Origin of the sequence: Paenibacillus campi (genome assembly GCF_034659835.1) — a bacterium.
In the GTDB taxonomy this organism is placed as follows: Bacteria; Bacillota; Bacilli; order Paenibacillales; family Paenibacillaceae; genus Saccharibacillus; species Saccharibacillus campi.
Window position 1 is genome coordinate 314,264 of sequence record NZ_JAXSQZ010000001.1, and the last position, 17,912, is coordinate 332,175.

Annotated in this window: 14 protein-coding genes; 8 read left to right on the forward strand and 6 right to left on the reverse strand. The window is 46.8% G+C overall.

What is annotated here, in order from left to right; translation table 11 throughout:
• The first annotated feature begins 175 nt into the window (after window positions 1–175).
• The gene (locus tag U1I11_RS01190) at window positions 176–1,120 is read left to right on the forward strand and encodes an ABC transporter ATP-binding protein (RefSeq protein WP_322903121.1); all 945 of its coding nucleotides are present in this window, start codon (window positions 176–178) and stop codon (window positions 1,118–1,120) included.
• Between the two features lie 171 nt (window positions 1,121–1,291).
• On the opposite strand, the gene U1I11_RS01195 is transcribed toward U1I11_RS01190, so the two are convergent.
• The gene (locus U1I11_RS01195; protein WP_322903123.1) at window positions 1,292–2,986 is read right to left on the reverse strand and encodes a methyl-accepting chemotaxis protein; all 1,695 of its coding nucleotides are present in this window, start codon (window positions 2,984–2,986) and stop codon (window positions 1,292–1,294) included.
• 703 nt (window positions 2,987–3,689) lie between these two features.
• Here U1I11_RS01195 and U1I11_RS01200 point away from each other — a divergent pair.
• Window positions 3,690–4,442, forward strand: a complete 753-nt coding sequence (locus U1I11_RS01200; RefSeq protein ID WP_322903125.1) for a queuosine precursor transporter — start codon at window positions 3,690–3,692, stop codon at window positions 4,440–4,442.
• Window positions 4,443–4,784: 342 nt separating this feature from the next.
• Here U1I11_RS01200 and U1I11_RS01205 read toward each other — a convergent pair whose 3' ends face one another.
• Complete coding sequence (locus U1I11_RS01205) at window positions 4,785–5,876, reverse strand: M24 family metallopeptidase (protein ID WP_322903128.1); 1,092 nt, start codon at window positions 5,874–5,876, stop codon at window positions 4,785–4,787.
• Between the two features lie 405 nt (window positions 5,877–6,281).
• Window positions 6,282–6,803 carry a DinB family protein gene (locus tag U1I11_RS01210; RefSeq protein ID WP_322903130.1) on the reverse strand — a complete coding sequence of 174 codons (522 nt, stop codon included), beginning with the start codon at window positions 6,801–6,803 and terminating at the stop codon, window positions 6,282–6,284.
• Window positions 6,804–7,323: 520 nt separating this feature from the next.
• Here U1I11_RS01210 and U1I11_RS01215 point away from each other — a divergent pair.
• The 3 genes from U1I11_RS01215 to U1I11_RS01225 are packed head-to-tail and all read left to right on the forward strand — an operon-like array spanning window position 7,324 to window position 9,195.
• Complete coding sequence (locus tag U1I11_RS01215; RefSeq protein WP_322903132.1) at window positions 7,324–8,301, forward strand: DUF4261 domain-containing protein; 978 nt, start codon at window positions 7,324–7,326, stop codon at window positions 8,299–8,301.
• Window positions 8,301–8,810, forward strand: coding sequence for a hypothetical protein (locus U1I11_RS01220; RefSeq protein ID WP_322903135.1), 510 nt, complete (start codon window positions 8,301–8,303; stop codon window positions 8,808–8,810). Before U1I11_RS01215 ends, U1I11_RS01220 begins: the two co-directional genes overlap by 1 nt.
• 13 nt (window positions 8,811–8,823) lie before the next feature.
• Window positions 8,824–9,195 (forward strand): hypothetical protein, encoded by a 372-nt coding sequence (locus U1I11_RS01225; RefSeq protein ID WP_322903137.1) that lies wholly within the window; start codon window positions 8,824–8,826, stop codon window positions 9,193–9,195.
• 152 nt (window positions 9,196–9,347) lie between these two features.
• Here the strand turns inward: U1I11_RS01225 and U1I11_RS01230 are convergent, their stop codons facing one another.
• Together U1I11_RS01230 and U1I11_RS01235 are read right to left on the reverse strand one after the other, a co-directional pair.
• On the reverse strand, window positions 9,348–9,770 hold the full coding sequence (locus tag U1I11_RS01230; RefSeq protein ID WP_322903139.1) for a threonine/serine exporter family protein: 423 nt from the start codon (window positions 9,768–9,770) through the stop codon (window positions 9,348–9,350).
• Between the two features lie 26 nt (window positions 9,771–9,796).
• On the reverse strand, window positions 9,797–10,519 hold the full coding sequence (locus U1I11_RS01235; RefSeq protein WP_322904445.1) for a threonine/serine exporter family protein: 723 nt from the start codon (window positions 10,517–10,519) through the stop codon (window positions 9,797–9,799).
• Window positions 10,520–10,999: 480 nt separating this feature from the next.
• Between U1I11_RS01235 and U1I11_RS01240 the strand changes: the two genes are divergently transcribed.
• The 3 genes from U1I11_RS01240 (at window position 11,000) to U1I11_RS01250 (ending at window position 14,531) form a co-directional block, all read left to right on the forward strand.
• Window positions 11,000–11,707, forward strand: a complete 708-nt coding sequence (locus U1I11_RS01240) for a DUF4241 domain-containing protein (RefSeq protein ID WP_322903140.1) — start codon at window positions 11,000–11,002, stop codon at window positions 11,705–11,707.
• 252 nt (window positions 11,708–11,959) lie between these two features.
• Window positions 11,960–12,385 carry an HD domain-containing protein gene (locus tag U1I11_RS01245; protein WP_322903142.1) on the forward strand — a complete coding sequence of 142 codons (426 nt, stop codon included), beginning with the start codon at window positions 11,960–11,962 and terminating at the stop codon, window positions 12,383–12,385.
• A gap of 274 nt (window positions 12,386–12,659) precedes the next feature.
• On the forward strand, window positions 12,660–14,531 hold the full coding sequence (locus U1I11_RS01250; protein ID WP_322903143.1) for an Ig-like domain-containing protein: 1,872 nt from the start codon (window positions 12,660–12,662) through the stop codon (window positions 14,529–14,531).
• 592 nt (window positions 14,532–15,123) lie between these two features.
• On the opposite strand, the gene U1I11_RS01255 is transcribed toward U1I11_RS01250, so the two are convergent.
• The gene (locus tag U1I11_RS01255) at window positions 15,124–17,226 is read right to left on the reverse strand and encodes a YheC/YheD family protein (protein WP_322903145.1); all 2,103 of its coding nucleotides are present in this window, start codon (window positions 17,224–17,226) and stop codon (window positions 15,124–15,126) included.
• Window positions 17,227–17,912: the final 686 nt, after the last annotated feature.

The window sequence follows — 17,912 nt, forward strand, 5'->3', positions numbered from 1 at the left end:
GTGTCTTCAAACTACTGTACAGATCGTTCGATCCGGGTAATTTGCGCCAGATTAAGCTGTACAGGGTCTTATCTCTAACCTTTGTGAACAATAAATAATACGTAGGACGGTTTGAAGACACCACCTAGTTGGTTGGTTATAGCACGGTGCGAGCTGCACAGAACGGAGGTGAACGATGCTGCCCAAATGGAAGAAACGAACTTCCGCTCCATCGCAACATGCCAAGCAGGGAAATCAACCGAGCAAACTAATAAACTCAAGCTGGTCGCTATCTGATCGTTCAGCGTCATCGTTTACAGCTACGAATGCGAGCAGTCCGCTCTTGCAATTAAACGATGTTGCCAAATGTTATGGCGAACGTACGGTGCTGCACGACATGAACTGGGCGGTGCAGTCTGGCGAATACTGGGGTATTATTGGGCCGAATGGTAGTGGCAAAACGACGCTGTTGCAGTTGCTCGCTGGCACTGAGCGTGCAGAGCGCGGCACGATTATGTTGCAACAGCGTCCGCTGCAACAATATAGCCGTCGTGAGCTTGCCAGACATACCGCTGTACTCGGGCAGGAGGGGTTGGCACCACTGCATTATCCGGTCAAACAAGTGTTGGCGATGGGACGATATCCGTATCAGAACTGGCTCGGTCATGATGAATTGGAAGCGGCGGACATATTGCTGGAAACGATTATGGAGCGGCTGGATTTACAGGAGCTGGCGGAGCGCCCGCTTGATCAATTAAGCGGCGGGCAGCGCCAGCGGGTAGCATTTGGGAAAGTGATGGCACAACAACCGAAACTGTTGTTGCTCGATGAACCGACTACGTATTTGGATATTGCGTATCAGGTTCATTTTATGGAATGGTTGGATGCATGGCGTAAGGAAACGGGTATGACGGTAATCGCTGTGCTGCACGATCTGAATTTGGCGGCGCGGTATTGCGATCGTTTGCTAGCAGTGCAGGAAGGGCGAATAATGATACAAGGGACACCGGAGCAGTTGATGGAGGAATCGGTACTCAAACAGTTATTTCGCATTCGTCCGGCGATTGTACGCCATCCTGAAATCGCTGTGCCACAACTGTTGTTAAAGCGTCCAACTTCTACATTCACTCCTTATCGGTAGATTATAGTACGAGGCGGAAGTCCGTCCCCTTATTGCGTACCGTAGTAGTTGTTATCCTAACATGCCAAGTTTGCGTGCACATCCTAATCTACGAAAAACCGCCGCTCTCTGCTCTAAAGCAAGAGAACGGCGGTTTTGGCAATTATCGCTTTGTTATGGTAGAGATTACGCTTATTTCAACGTAAACTTGCTAACTGCATCTTGTAGTGAATGAGCTTGCTCGTTCAGCTCTTGCATAATGGCAGCATAGGCTAACATTTCGGATGATTGACGATCCGTATTTTTGGCGATGCCTTGAATATTGTCGAGTGCTCTTTGGGTAATTTGAGCTGTTTCATCTACCGATGCGCTCACCTGCTCGGAGCCAGCAGAGATTTCTTCGGTGGCAGCAGACGCGGACTGTACGGTCATATTTACCTGCTGTACAAGCTCTACAAGCTGATCAAATGATTGTCCGGCTTGCTGCACGAGCTGCGCACCGGATTGTACTTCCTGGCGCACCCGATTCATCGATTCCGTCGATTTCAATGATTCTTCGCGAATGGATTGTAATGCCGATTCGATCTGCTGCGCTGCACCGCGCGATTGATCTGCCAGCTTGCGCACTTCGGCAGCGACAACAGCAAAGCCGCGTCCATGTTCACCAGCGCGTGCTGCCTCGATCGATGCGTTTAACGACAGCATTTGAATTTGTTTCGTAATCTCCCCAATTGTGAGCAAAATCTGGCTGATCGCTTCTGAACGATTGATCAACATTTGCACCGATTCGCGTGTGTCGGAAACGACCATTTCCACCGAATGCATTTGCTCGATCGCATGTTGCGCCATTCCGTTACCAGATACAGCTTGCTCGGATGCTTGTCCAAGCTGATCGGAAATGTCAGCAGTAGAAGAAGCGATATGTTGAATACCGTTGGTGATTTCTTCCATAGCACGCGCATTTTCGGTTGACGAGGATGCGATCATCGTGCTGCCGTCTTTGATCGTTGTGATCGAGTCGACCGATTGGTCGACCATAGTTTGCATTTTGTTAATTCGTTTGCTGAGCGCTTCGGTGCCAAACAACACTTTGTCCGAGCTGTCGATCACATGATTGACCATCATACGCAGATTTTCGGTCATAATACGGAAACCGCGCGCAAGCTGGGCAATCTCGTCGCTGCCGGTCATTTTGATATCTTGTTGCAAATTACCTTCAGCGACAAGGCGCGTATGGCGCACGAGTCGGGCGAGTGGCAATGTGATTTTGCGGCTAAATCGATAAGCGACAAACAGACATACCGCTACCGACAAGATGACGACGACAAGGGTCGTTATAATCAGATTCGTAATAATGCCGCCGACAAAGCTTGCATCCATACTGGCTGCGATTAACACATCGCTGCCAGGAATATGATAATAATACGTCATATCCGTACCGTGTTCGGTGGAATACAGGTCGGTCAGCAGCTTGCCTTGCTTCATAGCGATTTGCATATTGTCGCTTAACGGAACTTCCTGTTTGTCTTTAAAGTTTTTGGAACTGTTGGCTGTTGCCGCGACGACTGCTTTGTCGTTATCAATATGCAACACATACAAATTGTCCAACTCATATTTCGTAAGCTGTGTATTCAAATACGATTCAAGCTTCATAATTTCGCCGTTATTGCCCTGTGCAGCGAGCAGCACCTGTGTGTTATCCAAATCTTTCAAAATACCGTCCATCGCAATGTTAAGCACCTGTCGAAATTGAGGCACCACATTATCGTTGACCACTCCCCTGGTCATAAAATAAAAAAATGTGCTCATCACAACACAAACGACGATAATTAACAGTGCAAAAGTGAGCATAATTTTACGGCTAATCGATTGATTCATGCGAAACATATACAATCTCCTTCCTGTACTTAACACTATGTGAGGTCCAAGCGGCAATTTCGACGATTTGCGCTATCTTTGACACAAACACAGTTCCCCTACGTAAAAATAATTGACGCAAACAGTTAACTAACTTACATTATAAACAATAACCGAAAAAGAGAGCAGTTTTGTGACTTCAGTCCCCTGTATGATCAGTAAATAATCCGACTCCCTTCAAGCTTCCGGAAAAACATAATCTGTTAGTAGCAGTAAATATGTAAACCCAGGCTTTATATACGCTTAATGAACTAAGCAAAAAGACTTAAATAATTATTTATATTATATCAATTGACCGTTGTTTGAATAGTTTTTTGCACACATAAATTTGAAAAAAGTTAAAAAAATATGAAAAAAAGTTTATTTTTTGTGAAAATGAACGACATAAATTACATATAGCTAACATGAATTTTTATAAATTAAATAAATTCATAGTTGGCCTATTGGGCAATGAACATTTAGCTAGCTAGGTAACTATTTGCATCATCATTCCGGTTAACCTGATCCCAAGGTGAGTTATACGTGTACATGACTGCTTTTAACAGCAAATCAATGTAAGGTAGCATAAATTGGGCTTGTCGAGTTAGGGTTACTATGATAAAGTAAAACAGTTTTCAGCATGTTTCGCGGTTCGTAGACCATCCCGCGTTAGCAAAACTAGGGGGAAATTGGATTGTTTAATCTATGGTGGGGCATATTATTCGTGCTTGTTACGTATACATTGTTTGTATTATGTTATCGATTGTTCGGTATTAAAGGAATTTATGGTTGGATTGCGATTGCGGCGATTCTTGCCAACATTCAAGTGATCAAAACGATTGAGTTGGTCGGTATTGTTACGACGCTTGGCAATACGCTATATGTGAGTATGTATTTGGCAAGCGATTTGCTGAATGAACGGTTTGGGCCTGGAGTGGCGCGTCGTGCGGTCTGGTTTGGATTTTTGACATTGATTGTGACGACGATTGTGATGCAGATGGCGTTGCAGTTTGATGTTGCGCCAGGTGTGGACATTTCGGCGGATGCACAGCGCGCATTGGAGCTAATTTTTGGCCAAGTGTCCATTTTGCTAATTGCCAGTCTGACTGCATATCTAGTTAGTCAGCTACTTGATGTGCGTCTGTATCGCTGGTTACGCCGTTCGTTTCCGAAGCCGGAACAGCTATGGATTCGCAATAATGGCAGCACGATGATCAGCTCATTTGTCGATACGTTGATCTTTTGCACGATTGCGTTTCTCGGTATTTACGAATGGTCGGTCTGGCTGCAAATATTGTTTACGACCTATATTTTGAAGTTTATGTTGACCGCTGCTGGTACGCCGTTTTTATACTGGGCGCGCACATTTAAAGTTCCGCCGGAAGATCAGCCACTATTGCTGCGTCACGGTTCTTCCCATAGCGAAGCCGAGCGGGAATGGACATAATAAGCTGTACGTTTATTATACAGGAGAGAGTTGCAGTTTTGCTAGTTTGACGATAGCCGCACTGGTAGCTGGTCAAATCGTAGCCTATGAAAATAAAACCACGTCGTTTGCAGCGCTTAATATGCGCACAGACGCCGTGGTTTTTTTGTAGTTTGAAATTTGTCCATGACAGGCTGATCGGATTGATCCAGCTTCGATCGGTGGGTGAGTCATACGCGGACAATACGATGCGTTTGGGCACACAAGATGTGCTTAGACAGCGCTATACGGTCAGACAGCGCCAGATGACTCAACCTTATACGATAGCGTGAAAAAGCATCATCAACGCCAAAACGTGCACAATTAACCGATCACAGTTAACTCTTTCGGGAAAGAGGAGAGCACATCGATCCCGGTCTCCGTCACAATCACATCATCTTCGATGCGCACGCCGCAGTGACCCGGAATGTAAATGCCTGGCTCTACCGTAAACAGCACGCCCGGTTCCAGCACATTTTCATTACCGCCATGCACGGATGGGTATTCATGCGTATCCATACCAAGTCCGTGTCCGAGACGGTGGATAAAGCGATGCCCATAACCTGCTTCAGTAATGACATCGCGTGCCGCTTTATCGATCGAAGCAAATGTTACACCTGGACGTGTCGCCTGAATCGCCGCTTCATTGGCTGCCAGTACGGTATGGTAAACACGCGCCGTTTCTTCATCAATATCCCCGATAGCAAACGTACGTGTAATATCAGAAGCATACCCATTGTAAAACAGCCCCAGATCGAACATGACCAGCTCGCCGGTTTGCAGTTTGCGTTCACCAGGCACACCGTGCGGCAATGCTGTATTCGGGCCAGACAATACCATCGTGTCAAAAGCGGGCTTTTCCGCGCCGACCTTTTTCATTTGATATTCCAGTTCGGCAACGAGATCAAGCTCGGTCATACCGACTTTGACGCCGGAAATGCAGCGGCGCAGCACTTCTTCGATCTTGTAGATCGATAAGCGCATCCGTTCCACTTCGTCCGGCGATTTGCGCGAGCGCATGCTGTTCAGTATGCTCGTTATATCATGATACGATTCCGCATGCAATACCGAACAAAGCTGCTCAAAGCGCGCTACAGACAAATGTTCTTTTTCCACGCCTAGTTTGCCGATTTTACCGCTGCCGATACACTGTTTTAGACGAACATACGGATTATCGGTATCGAGATGGGTTTCAATGCGTTGTACGCTGGATGTGCTGCGCGCTTTGTCTTCATCGAGCGCAGGCAGCAAAATAAACGGCTCATTTCCTTCCAAAATAAATAAGCCGAGAAAACGTTCATGCGGATCACTGGCGAAGCCGCTCAAGTAATATACATGTTTAGGATCGGTAATTAGCAAACTATCCAGCTCTGCTTGCTTCATCAATCCGCGTACGGTTGCGATTCTGTCGTCCATTATTACAGCTCCTTGTCGTTATAAAATAGAGGTAATTACATTAACTCTATCTATTGTAGCGGTTATTGCAATTTAGGAAAAGTCGGTTGCTTATCGGTTACACGTCCGTATACATGTTACAGCATACAGGGGATATAATGAACACCATTCAGCGCTAGTCTGAAGTGAGAGCACTCAAGCAAATTGAACTTAACCTACATGACTTGCGAGAGCAGTAGTAAATATGTGCATAACAAAGCCGCTTCATTTCCCTATAGAAAGGAAGCGGCTGCGATGATCGAGCTAGCTCAATCATTGCGACGAATCATAGTTAACGTATTGGGCGAAGTGGCTAGCTCATTTTAATGGTGAGTTTAGACATATTTGCACTTGTTTATCGACAGCGGATAATCAACAGTATGTTATTTATCCATGCGCCGCCGTCAAAGCGGATTGAATTTCCTTCATCTGTTCCAAATGGCGCTGTTCATGCAAGCCGATAAATTCGACCCATTCTTCCAATGTCATCGATCCGAACACAGGATGGTTCATCGTTTTGCTCTGTAATTGCTGTACATTGGTCGTTTGCAGCAATTGCTCCAAATGGGTGCGTGAACGTGACAGCCGGGTATGCAGTTCCTGCCGGGTCATATGTTTATCCGCAGGTGTTAGTTCAGCGGGCGCTTCGATGCGGCGCGAACGATCCGGTGTCAGACGGAAAGAAGGGGCATCGCTATGCTGAGACATGGGCGCCGGTGTAGGCTCATTTTGCTGGAGTACTGCCCCCATACGTGTAGTAATCGCTGTTTCCATTAAATATAGATGCTCTAGCACTTGGGCAATGCTCCATTGTCCAGCGTGAGCATGTTCGTTCAGTAGCGTTTCGTCTTGTGAATCCATAAAATCTCGAATATGCTGACGAATCGTAACGGTATGAGGATGAATCATAACAAAACCTCCTTACATGGTCGTTTGCCTGTTTCAGGCATGGGCACTGTGCATCCATGTCCAAAGCGGTTATAATTGCAGAGTACCCCGCTAAGCACGGGTTTGAAACGAAAGCGGTGTATGCTGCCCATATCCCAAATTATACACTATTTTGCAGTCGCACCGGTATGAGCAGATTGGCAGCAGGATAGCGATGCCCGGGAATGGTACATAATTCGGCAGACGGTTATAGGCTGTATCGGTATGTTTTGCAATGATGAATGGTTAACGATGTATTGTTGGTTTGCTGGCTTGAGCGCCAGTGTTTTATTCGTTGCTATACAACTATTCGTTCAGAAATGCTCTAAACAGGGTAATAAAGAGCAGCAAGCTAGCCTCGTCATTATATCAGTTGCAGGATATAAGCAGCCTGAAGGCGAACATAATGCTGAAGCGCAGCAACGATTTGCTGTAGAGGCTAGTATGGATTGCACAGCAATATACAGACTTCGTTTGAAAAGGAAAGGAGCTTGATGAGACGATGACATCCATGCAACCCGGTCAACCGGACCCAGAGCAACAACGTGAAATGGAAGATGATTATGGCTACGCTCCCATTTATACGGCGCAGTTATTATATAAGGAAAAGCCTGTGATTGATCATGAAGCATTATATGCCAAAATTATCGAATATACCGGCCCGATCCGCACATCCGACGATTTTGCCGATGATACGGAAGAAACGTTAGCGGTATGGGAAGCGCGTAGTGAAGCCGGGCATGAGGAAGATGAAGATCATTATCACTTTTTTCATCTGAATCATACGCTCAATTATCAGGAAGGCGCGATGCCGGTGCAAACGGTATTAATGCCAGTCACCGATTCACCGACGGTCGATCGGTATGAGTCATCGCTTCAGCAATCGTGGCATTGGCTGGAAGCGGCGGCTACAGTAGAAGCGTGCCAGCATGAATGGATGCTGACCGATATGATGGCGCGAGGTATGCCACCACAGCGTAGATTACCGTTGTTTAATAGTGTATTGCGCGCGATTTTGGAAGTTGCTCCATGTGAAGCGGTTTATTACAAAGCTAGCGATAAGCTGGTCCCAGCAGCAGAGCTGCTGCAATCGCTTCAGCAGGAGCAGCCATTGTATGGTGCGCTAAACATTCGTCTGTATCAAATCCCTGGCGAAGGTGAGCGCAAGGAAATGGTCATGGACAGCTGCGGGTTGGCAGCGCTTGGCGTGCCGGACGTACAGTGTCATTTTTATGATATGGAGCCAGGCGAAGTCGCGCAGTTTCTAATGAATGTGGCGGATTATGTGTATCATCAGGGCGATATTATCGCGGATGGCGAAACGATCGGTTTGCATGAAAATCAGCGCTGGCGTGCCGAACATCAATATTCACTCGTCATGCCACGTCGCGTTGTGCTTGATCTAGACCCCGGAGCGCCGTACTATGCCGGACATCAACAAGCACATACGTCCAACGGTGGACAGGATCAGGTTGAGTAATGGAATATTACAAGTTGCGCTTTGAGGAAAGCAACGAGAATTACTATTTTGAAGTGGACGATGAGCGCACTGTACTGCGTCAAGTTATTGAAGATGAAGAACGCTGGGTCGTATCGTGTCGTCCGGATGAGGAATTGCATTTCTGTCTGTTTGATCAAGTATTTGATCAAAGTATGGAGGATGCGGAAGGACGGGACGTTACCGCCGAACAGTTTGAAGATGTATGGGCGGCGGCGACACAGCGGTATCGCAAATCATGGGAGCGTACGAAGCAGCGTTTTGCGCCCGGAGATCAGGTGTCCGGCATTGTGGAAGTATTTTATCCGCAGGGCACTATTCTCAGTCTGCCGAGCGATGCTTATGGCATATTAGCTGATCGCGAATGCAATGGATCGGTAACCGTGGCAGGACGTGCGCCGGGTTATATGCTAAAAGCGTATGTGATCGGATGGGATGAGATCAATATGTGGCTCAAACTATCGTGTATGAAACCACATGCCATGAAATAAAGGAGGCTACAGCATGCTGGATACGATCGTTCCTTCATTGCAAGCGAAGCTCGAAAGGCAGCAGCTATTGCCGGCAAACTTGTGGGAACAGCTTGATGAAGGGGCATACTTGGACTATCGTGATAGTACAGACTTTGATACCGCCTGGATTGAGGCGTATCAAAAGCTGCGTCGTGAAGGGCTGACGCCGACCGAACAAGAGCAGGTGCAACAATGGAGCCGCCTTGCATTTGACGAGGTGATTCGCGCTTCAGGTAGCGGTGATCTGGCGGCATATGTGAGCGATGATATCGATTTGATCTGTTGTGCGCATCTGCTCGGGCTGGACGATGAGTTTGTAAACTGGCTTGCCGGTTGTTATGCGGAAGGTCGCTTGCCGTCCTGAACGTAGCTAGCCGATGCATCCGCATGAACATATGGAATATCATCCAAGCGGATGTACAGGTATAGCAGATTGTCGCTATGATTTGCTTACTGCCTCACTTTGCGCTGGATTATTTCACTTAATATAAGCAGACCAAATACGCCGTGCACCCGTTATCGGGCAGCACGGCGTATCATTTGGTTAAACACTTCAGACAGTACAAGCCCAAGCGCAATCGAGCCGGACAGCATCGCTGCTTGAGCGGCAAGCGAAGTGGCGGTAGCATAGTCATTTTCGACGAAATTACGCATCGAATTGTAGGCAAGTCCACCCGGTACGAGCGGAATGACACCTGCCACGCTGAAAATAATAATCGGTGTTTTGTATATGCGTGCAAAAATTTGGCTAATTCCGCCCACGATAAACGTAGCGATCAGCGTAGCCACAATCGGATTAATATGCATATAGAGCAGCACATAAACCATCCAGCCGAGCATACCGGCAATGCCGCATTGCAGCAGCGAACGCCGTGGTGCATTGAAAATAATGCCAAAGCCGACGGAGGCGATAAAGCTCGTAATTAACTGAGCCAGCATAACAGCATTGACCTGCCTTTCTGTGCTTACATAAATGTTAAAATAATCGCTACACCCGCGCCAATCGCAAAGGCGGTTAACAACGCATCCGCACCTTTGGAAATGCCGGATACGAGATGCCCTGCCATCAGATCGCGAATCGCATTGGTAATTAACAGTCCCGGCACAAGCGGCATCACCGAGCCGATAATAATTTTATCCAGCTCACGCCCGATATGAAATTCGATAAAAATCGAGGCGAGCAAGCCGATACAAAAGGCAGCCGACAACTCGGCAAAAAATTTAACCTGTACCCATTTATGCAAATACAGCATCGTCGTATAGCCGAAAAATCCGGCGATGATCGACGGCAGAAAATCATTCCAACTACCTTGAAACATAATCGTAAAGCAGCCGCTGGCAAGCGCTGCAGCAATCATTTTCATCCACGGTCTATATTCTTGCGGGCCTGCTTCAATCACTTTGAGCAGTGGATACGCTTCATGGGCGTTCAGCTCACCGTTGCTAATACGCCGCGAAATATCGTTAACCTGCGCAATTTTATGCAAATCGGTCGTGCGTTCATCGATCCGTACAAGCCGTGCACTTTCCGCACCAGTCGTCGAAAACATAATCGCCGTCGGCGTTACATAGCTATGCGCGCCTGGCATGCCCGCAGCGACGGCGATACGTGTCATCGTATCTTCAACACGATACGTTTCCGCGCCGCTTTGCAGCATAATTTGCCCCGCCAGCATACATGTATCCATAATTTCATTAATCGCCCGGCTGAACGTTGACGGTTGCTCCAAACGTATTCTCCATCCTCTCCTGAACATTCATCTCTCACATTATGCGTGATCTATGAAAATCATTCAATCCTAAAATGTTATTTTGCAAAAAAACAGCAGTTTGCAGAAATCGTAGCAAACATCATTCGATCAGATAGGAGCAGCTACAAACCCAAATCCGGCAAAAAATGTTTATGCTGACCGTAGAGCGCATGTTTTATTCTTGTGTATGAAGGCGTATAATATGATGTAATCTACTATCCAGCGGCTGGTATGAGCAGCGTCATCGCATATACGTTCGACCTCACCACACGCAATAGTGGGATCGGCATGATCTCTGTGAGCGCTGTCGTTACTCGGTGCAAGCGATCCGGTATACAGTCAGCTTCTCCTAAGGTGTTGCCGAACTACCGTTTTGTCGGCATGCATATGATTCTACTGCTAAGGGAGGAAAAGAGGATGGACAAGGTATTACATGAAAGTCAAGTACTGGAGGATGTGTTCAAAGAAGGATTTCATCTGGAACAGGTCAAATTCTGGCGAGGGCAACGACGCAATCTTGCTTTTTATACCGAGTCTATCGGGGAACTGCGCGTGACGACCGGTAAAATTGTTGCCGATGATCCGTACAGTCTGATTGAATCGACCCCTTTTGTGCAGGAGTTTCCGCAAGGTTCGTTTAAGTTGGAGCTGGCGATCGCTCGTATTACTGATCCTCAGTCTACACATGAGATCGTGGCGGACGAGCGTGTCGCTTTTGCACGGATCGTGTTTAGCGATGCGCCGGTGGCAACATGGAAAGGTGCTGAACGTGAATTTAGCCCTGAAGTTGACCCGAATCATTTGGATGAACAAGCACGTTGGGGCTTTGCCGTCGATTCAGGCACCGGCAGCTATTTGGATGCTAGAGGGTATTACTGGCTGGCAGAACAGCAGGAGCTGGACGATCCGCAGCTTGCTCAGGATTTGATGGACGCTTGGGAAACCGCAGCGATGGAGACGTTTCGTCCGAACCGGAGCTGGCTCATGACCGAGCTGCAAACCGGCGATAATATGGCGCTATTTTCAAGCGGTTTCGGCAATGGCGTGTATCATAGTTATATCGGTTATGCGGCGGATGGAAGCTGTGCACAGCTTGTGACTGATTTTAATGTATATCCCGATTAAGCTAATCGTTAGGATGATCGTATAAAGTGATAAAGTTGCTGCGGAATGGATGACAGTATGCGCAAGTAAGCGTTGATAAAATAAACAACAGCCGGGTGGACAGATTCATCCGGCTATTGCCGTGTAATAATACATAAAGCAAGCATGATACCGGCACTTAACCGTTGTACCGGATATTGGATGGGAAGTGACACTAAACTTCCGATGACTGAGAAATGGAACAGGCACTAGACGATGAGAGGAGAGAGCAAGATGAGTAATTTGGACAGAGCGATTATTTTGGCAACACGAGCCCATTCAGGACAGGTAGATCGGGCGGGACAACCTTATATTTTACATCCGCTGCGTGTGATGCTGAAGATGAGTTCGGAGGATGCAAGAATTGCGGCGATTTTGCATGATGTGTTGGAAGATACCGAAGTGACGGCACATGATCTGGCGGCGGAAGGTTTCACAGAGGAGATTATAGAGGCAGTGCAGGCGCTAAGTCGCCGTGATGATGAAGATTATGAAGCATTTATTCAACGTGCTAAGCAAAATTCGTTGGCACGTACGGTTAAAATGGCGGATATCGAAGATAATATGGACCCTTCCCGCAATGCAGAGCCATCGGTCAAAGATATGGAGCGATTAAGCAAGTATGGGCGTGCGCTTGATGAGCTGATGAACGAGCAGTAAAACAGCGATTCGATCGTCGATACACGACGAGCTCATAGCTAAACATAGGAAGCAGAATTGCCGTTGTATGCGGCAGCTCTGTTTCTTTTTTTAATAACTAAATGCAGATCATATTTATGTAATTTCATATGGATTATGCTTCATGTAATTTATTAAAAATATTTCGATTATATTCGTCAAATACCTAACTGAAACTATGTTAGTGACCGATAACTAAAAGAATACTTGTTTATTCAAGTAATTTGACTACATCTTTCAAAGGGGTTATACACTGATGATCAAACAAACGAAAGATACAGCAAGCGCCAAAAAGATCATTCACTTCGCAGGCACATCGATTTTGGCAACCGGGCTTGTCGCAGCACCCGGTGCAACGCTAGCTGCAAGCCATTCGCCTAGCTCGCTACAAACGCCCCCTTCCTATCAGATGAATCATGATGCGCCTGAAGTGTATGCCGGCGACTCGATCGCTTATTTTAAACAGAAATTTTTTAAAGGGCAATCTTCATTAACGGTTGGCGAAAGCGGTTCTATACCGATCGCGCAAAGTTTAAACTTTACTATCAAAAGATCAGTTGTTTTGTCCAGCAAGTTGCAGGCGACCGATGAGGATGAATTGGATACGCTATCATACCAACTGATGAGCCAGCCTAGCAGTGGCATATTAACATTGGACGGGAAAACTGGGGAATTCACATACATCGGTCATGATGAGGGCACATATACATTTTCCTATCAAGTCATCGATTCACAGGAACATAGCTCTGACCCGGCAACGGTTACAATCATCGTCGAAAAAGATAAAGAGAAAAATAAAAACAAGCAATCTGCAACTTCAGCACCAACAGAAATACCGGCACAACCTGTTGAACCGACAGTTCCGGTAGCAAGCGGCGACATGACGATTGATGCGGTGCATACTGATAATGCTCCAGGCACACCGAACAATTCAACCGGACGCACACGCGGTGTGGCAACCTTGTCGGCAGCTAGCACCGAGCAAAAGGTTGTGTTAAACATACTGTCTGAGCGGATTGCGAATACAATCAAAGAGGCACAAGTAAAACAAAATATTGCGATCGATGCGACCGTATTAAAGGATAAGCAGCAATATCAATTGAATTTCACGGGTGATATCGTCCAAAATCTGCTGAATAAGCAAAATGGCTTAACTTTGCAAACCGGCGACCTGCAAGTACAGCTCCCATCTGCCGCACTTAGCCGGATGACACAGCAGCAAAATTTGGGCATTACCGATGCTGCAAAATGGACATTAACCGCGCAAAAAGTAGCATTACCTGCTAACTCTAACTGGAATGGCGCAGTCATTACACCGCTATCGAATACCGCCTATGAGCTAAAGCTTGCCGTAAATGATGCCAACAATACAACCAATCCGTCCAGCTACGAAAACCGGTATGTGAAACTCGGCTTTATCGTGCCGGAAGCGGTCAATGATCCTGGCAATTATATTGCGCTCGCTACCGATCCCGCTGGCAATACGTATATAGTTCCGGTTACGTTTGATGCACAATGGCAGGCGACGGTGCACACATTGGAAGGCAGTACCGTACACATTGCCAAAGTGACAACGCCAGCAACAAGCGGCGGTTCATCAGCAGTTGATCTGCTGCAACAAAAGCAAATTATTCCGTTTATTGATCGTGCACCTGCACAGTCGGATGCGTCGTTAACCCGTGGTGAACTGGCATTGTATTTGTCCCGTGCGCTTGGAGTGAATACGGCGAACAGCTCGGGTAGCGCATTTACCGATCTGGATGCAAATTCTGAACAGAGCAGAGCGATTGCAGCGCTCTCCAAAGTAGGGGTGCTGAAAGGAATTAGTATGACCACATTTGCGCCGGATCGCGTCATTAGTCGTGAGCAACTTGCTGTTATTTTGACCCGTGCGGCAGCGGTTTACGGTTTGAGCGAAACAGGCACTACCACTATAAGCACCGATACGACAAGCAATTCTGCCAGCAAATGGGCACAGCAAGAATTGCAGCAAGAGCTGGTACAAGGTAATGATACCGGCATTCGCTCATCCGGCAATCGATCACTGAGCGCTCAACCGGATATGAGCGAAAGTGAAGGTGCACAGATGCTAGTAGACTGGCTGCAAAACGCGAAACTGCTGAACTGAAATGACTGAATTGAAATCGTTGAATACAAATGACTGAACTGAAATGATTGGACGAACATTGCTGAACGAAGCAGACAATTCCGGCTCAAGCGCAATTGCTAGTAATAGTAATAGTGAATGTATCGGTGGTAAATGCAACAGTGATCATCACACAATCACATAAAGTTCGGATTACGGATGAAGCATGGTCATCTCATGATCCGTAAACGACAAACAGGAGCAGCGCATCGATGTGAAGGTGTCCTATCGTTAGATATCTGTCTAACATGGGCACAGTCATTCAGAGGATGTTTGCTCTTGTTTGCTTTGTATGGAGAAATAACATGTCCAAAATTTGCGTGTTTCCATATCATATCGTACTATCTTGTCTCATTCTACTTTAGTATATGCGTATGTCCGGAGCGCTTGATAATGAACAAGTTTAGCTGCATTTAAATCTGATTTTGGATGGGGACAAGATCGTAGCCCCATCCAAAATCCATGCTGTCCCATTTAGAGTTGATTTTGGATACAGACAGCTGACACAACTACCGTTACGATAGCTCTGTCAGCGATACTAGTACTGGACTAGCGTCTTCGCCGCCGGTATTCATCACCGTGACGATTGTTGTGCCAGCGATACCGCATACGGAATCGCATATTTGGCAACTTCAAACGGATGGAAGGAATTACCGATCCGATTAAAGTTGGCTTCAAATAACCAGATATTTTGCTGTTTGTCGATGCCTAGATCGATCGCAATCTCGGGAAAGCGACGTTTAAGTAGCGGCTCTACATAAGTGGCGATAGTAGCTGCCAGCTCGCGAATCGTACTGTCAAGCGCGTCGCCAGGCTGTTGACCATATTGTGTATGAAGCAACCAGCTCCATTTGGTAGACAGACGTAATGTTTGCTCATGATTGGTCACTTTCCGATACGTCGACACCGCCACATACGGCTGGATAAAGACGACTTCCCAAGAACGATCCGCCTTTTTCATCACATGGACACGCAGATGAAATGGATGACCTTCCGAAGTAGAACTTTCGACAAAGCGCTGTAAAATATAGCCTTGTCCAATCGTCATCCCGACCAACTGGCGCAACTCATTGGCACCTAATGTATGCAAATACGACTGATCATACACTTCATAGCCTTCAGCCTGCCGCTTTATATTAAAAATATGCTGTCCATGTGATCCGGTATCCGGCTTAAGCACCGTATTATGATGTTGATCGATAAACGATAATACATCGTCCGCACGATTGGATTCGTAAAATGGAATCAGCACAGCACGTACCGATGCAGGCGCTTGTTGCAATAAGCGATAAATATGCAGTTTGCTCATTGAGCCGCTTTTTAGTTCATGGGTAGCCGGGATATGGGCGAGTTCGCTATACAGTCTAGAATAAGCGGCGATACCGCGTTTTTTTAAACGATCAAATAGCACATCCGGATATGGACAGCAGTAAGCGACCCATTGTGACTGTTCCCATACATAACCACGCAAACGTTGCTGTGCATAAAAGATGTCGTCGGCATCGATCCGCACGACAATCGCTTCATGCAGCCGCGCAACCGCCGAACAAGCTTCTACAAAAATCAGCTCGCTTTCCTCGGCATTTGGAATTGCAAGCAAACCAATCACCGTTTGCTCGGTTTGCAGTTGTGGCAACTCGTTTAGCAGCAAATGACGCTGTGCCAAATGCTGTGCATAGCCGATCGTATGCACCGCCCGCTCGGCTTCATGTTCCCGTGTTTGCGGAGCTGTATTCGCTTCGTAAAACCACCATTTGCCCGCTGCATCGACAGCCAGATCAATGCCAAGCTCATCGAGTTGGTAATCGTACAAATCGTCGATATAACAAGCAAGTCGAATGCCAAGCTCCGGCAATTGCGCAATCGATTGTTCCGCGATATGAGCGCGATATCGATATAGCCATTCCATCCAATCCGCCGTCTGTCCGCCTTGTTCCAAATTGCTTGTGACAGCATCCGGTTGCCCATACCGTACATAAATACGGGTGATGACAAACTGACCGTGTTGGTCGCGCTGAATATGAAGCCGACAATCAAATGGCTGTCGCTGTTCAGTCGTACTGTCAATATAACGCTGCACGAGAAACGGCTGCTCTCCGATCAATGATTGTGCTAGCTGCTGTAATCCGTCCGGCGCCACTTGCAGTACGGTATCCCCGGAGCGCCATATTAAGCTTTGTTTATCTGTCTTTGTAATGCGCACAATTTGCTTGCCTTGACGCCCTTGATCCGGCTTCAAAATGATGTCTTGCTCTTGTGTCAACATCGTGAGCAAGCTATCGCTGCCTGTATAGGCAATAGTAGGGATAACGAGTGACGACCATGCAGTGGATTGGCTTAGTTCATGTTGAATCCGCATTTTGCTATGGATCGAGTGGGACGTAAAGGTGACGAGCCGATTTAGCTTTTGTTCAAGTACGGAGCGTTCAGCGGGAAGTTTTGCCATTTCATTAATGACAATGTCTGGCAGTGGATGAGATTGCACAAGCCAGTGATCGGACAGATCGGGATCGGGAACCATCGCCTGTACGGTGCGCTGTTGCGCATCAAAGCTTGATTCATCAAAAAACAGCAGGCGTACATCGCGCTGCTGGGCGGCATCGACCAGCGCACGAATGCGGGCGGGTGGTAACGTTTTCAATGGATGGGCGGCATGATATACCCCTATATCGGTCATACACAACCTCCTTATTGGATATCGGCAAAAGTAATGAATGATCATAAAACTACACGGAACAGCTCAGCCCGCATGGAAAAAGTAACGGCTGGATCGACAGTGGCGATCCAGCGCGATGTGGGTAATTGGAAGAATCGTAATTGACGATCCGATCTATATCGTACAAAGCGATATCGTGCAAAATAATGATCGAAAGCTCTAGTAGGCTGACCGCGTTAAAGAAGTAGTTTGCTCGTGCAGAGCAGCGATGTTGTCCTGCTACAATTCCAGTGTATTTTCATAAGGTAGAGTGAGTGAGACACTGAATTTAAGCTGGTTAGCCTACTAGTAGCTTGTCTTAAATACATCTACAGTTTGTCGATCTAACCATCGCTTGATGATGAATCGATTAACGTACGTTCAAACAAAATTTTTACTTGAGACAGCCTACTAGTATCTTGTCTCAAGTACATTTACAGTTTGTTTATCTAACCATCGCTTGGTGCTGAATCGATTTAGGTACATTTAAACATAATTTTCATTTGAGACAGCCTACTAGAACGTGTACGCAAACTCGTATGCTGCGAGCAGCGGTTGATGTTCCAACGCCATAGTTTGCGTACACGCTCTAGCTAAGGAGTCGGACATCTGACTTTATATGGTGATAGGCACAATCAGATGTCGTTAACAACATCTGATTTGGCTGC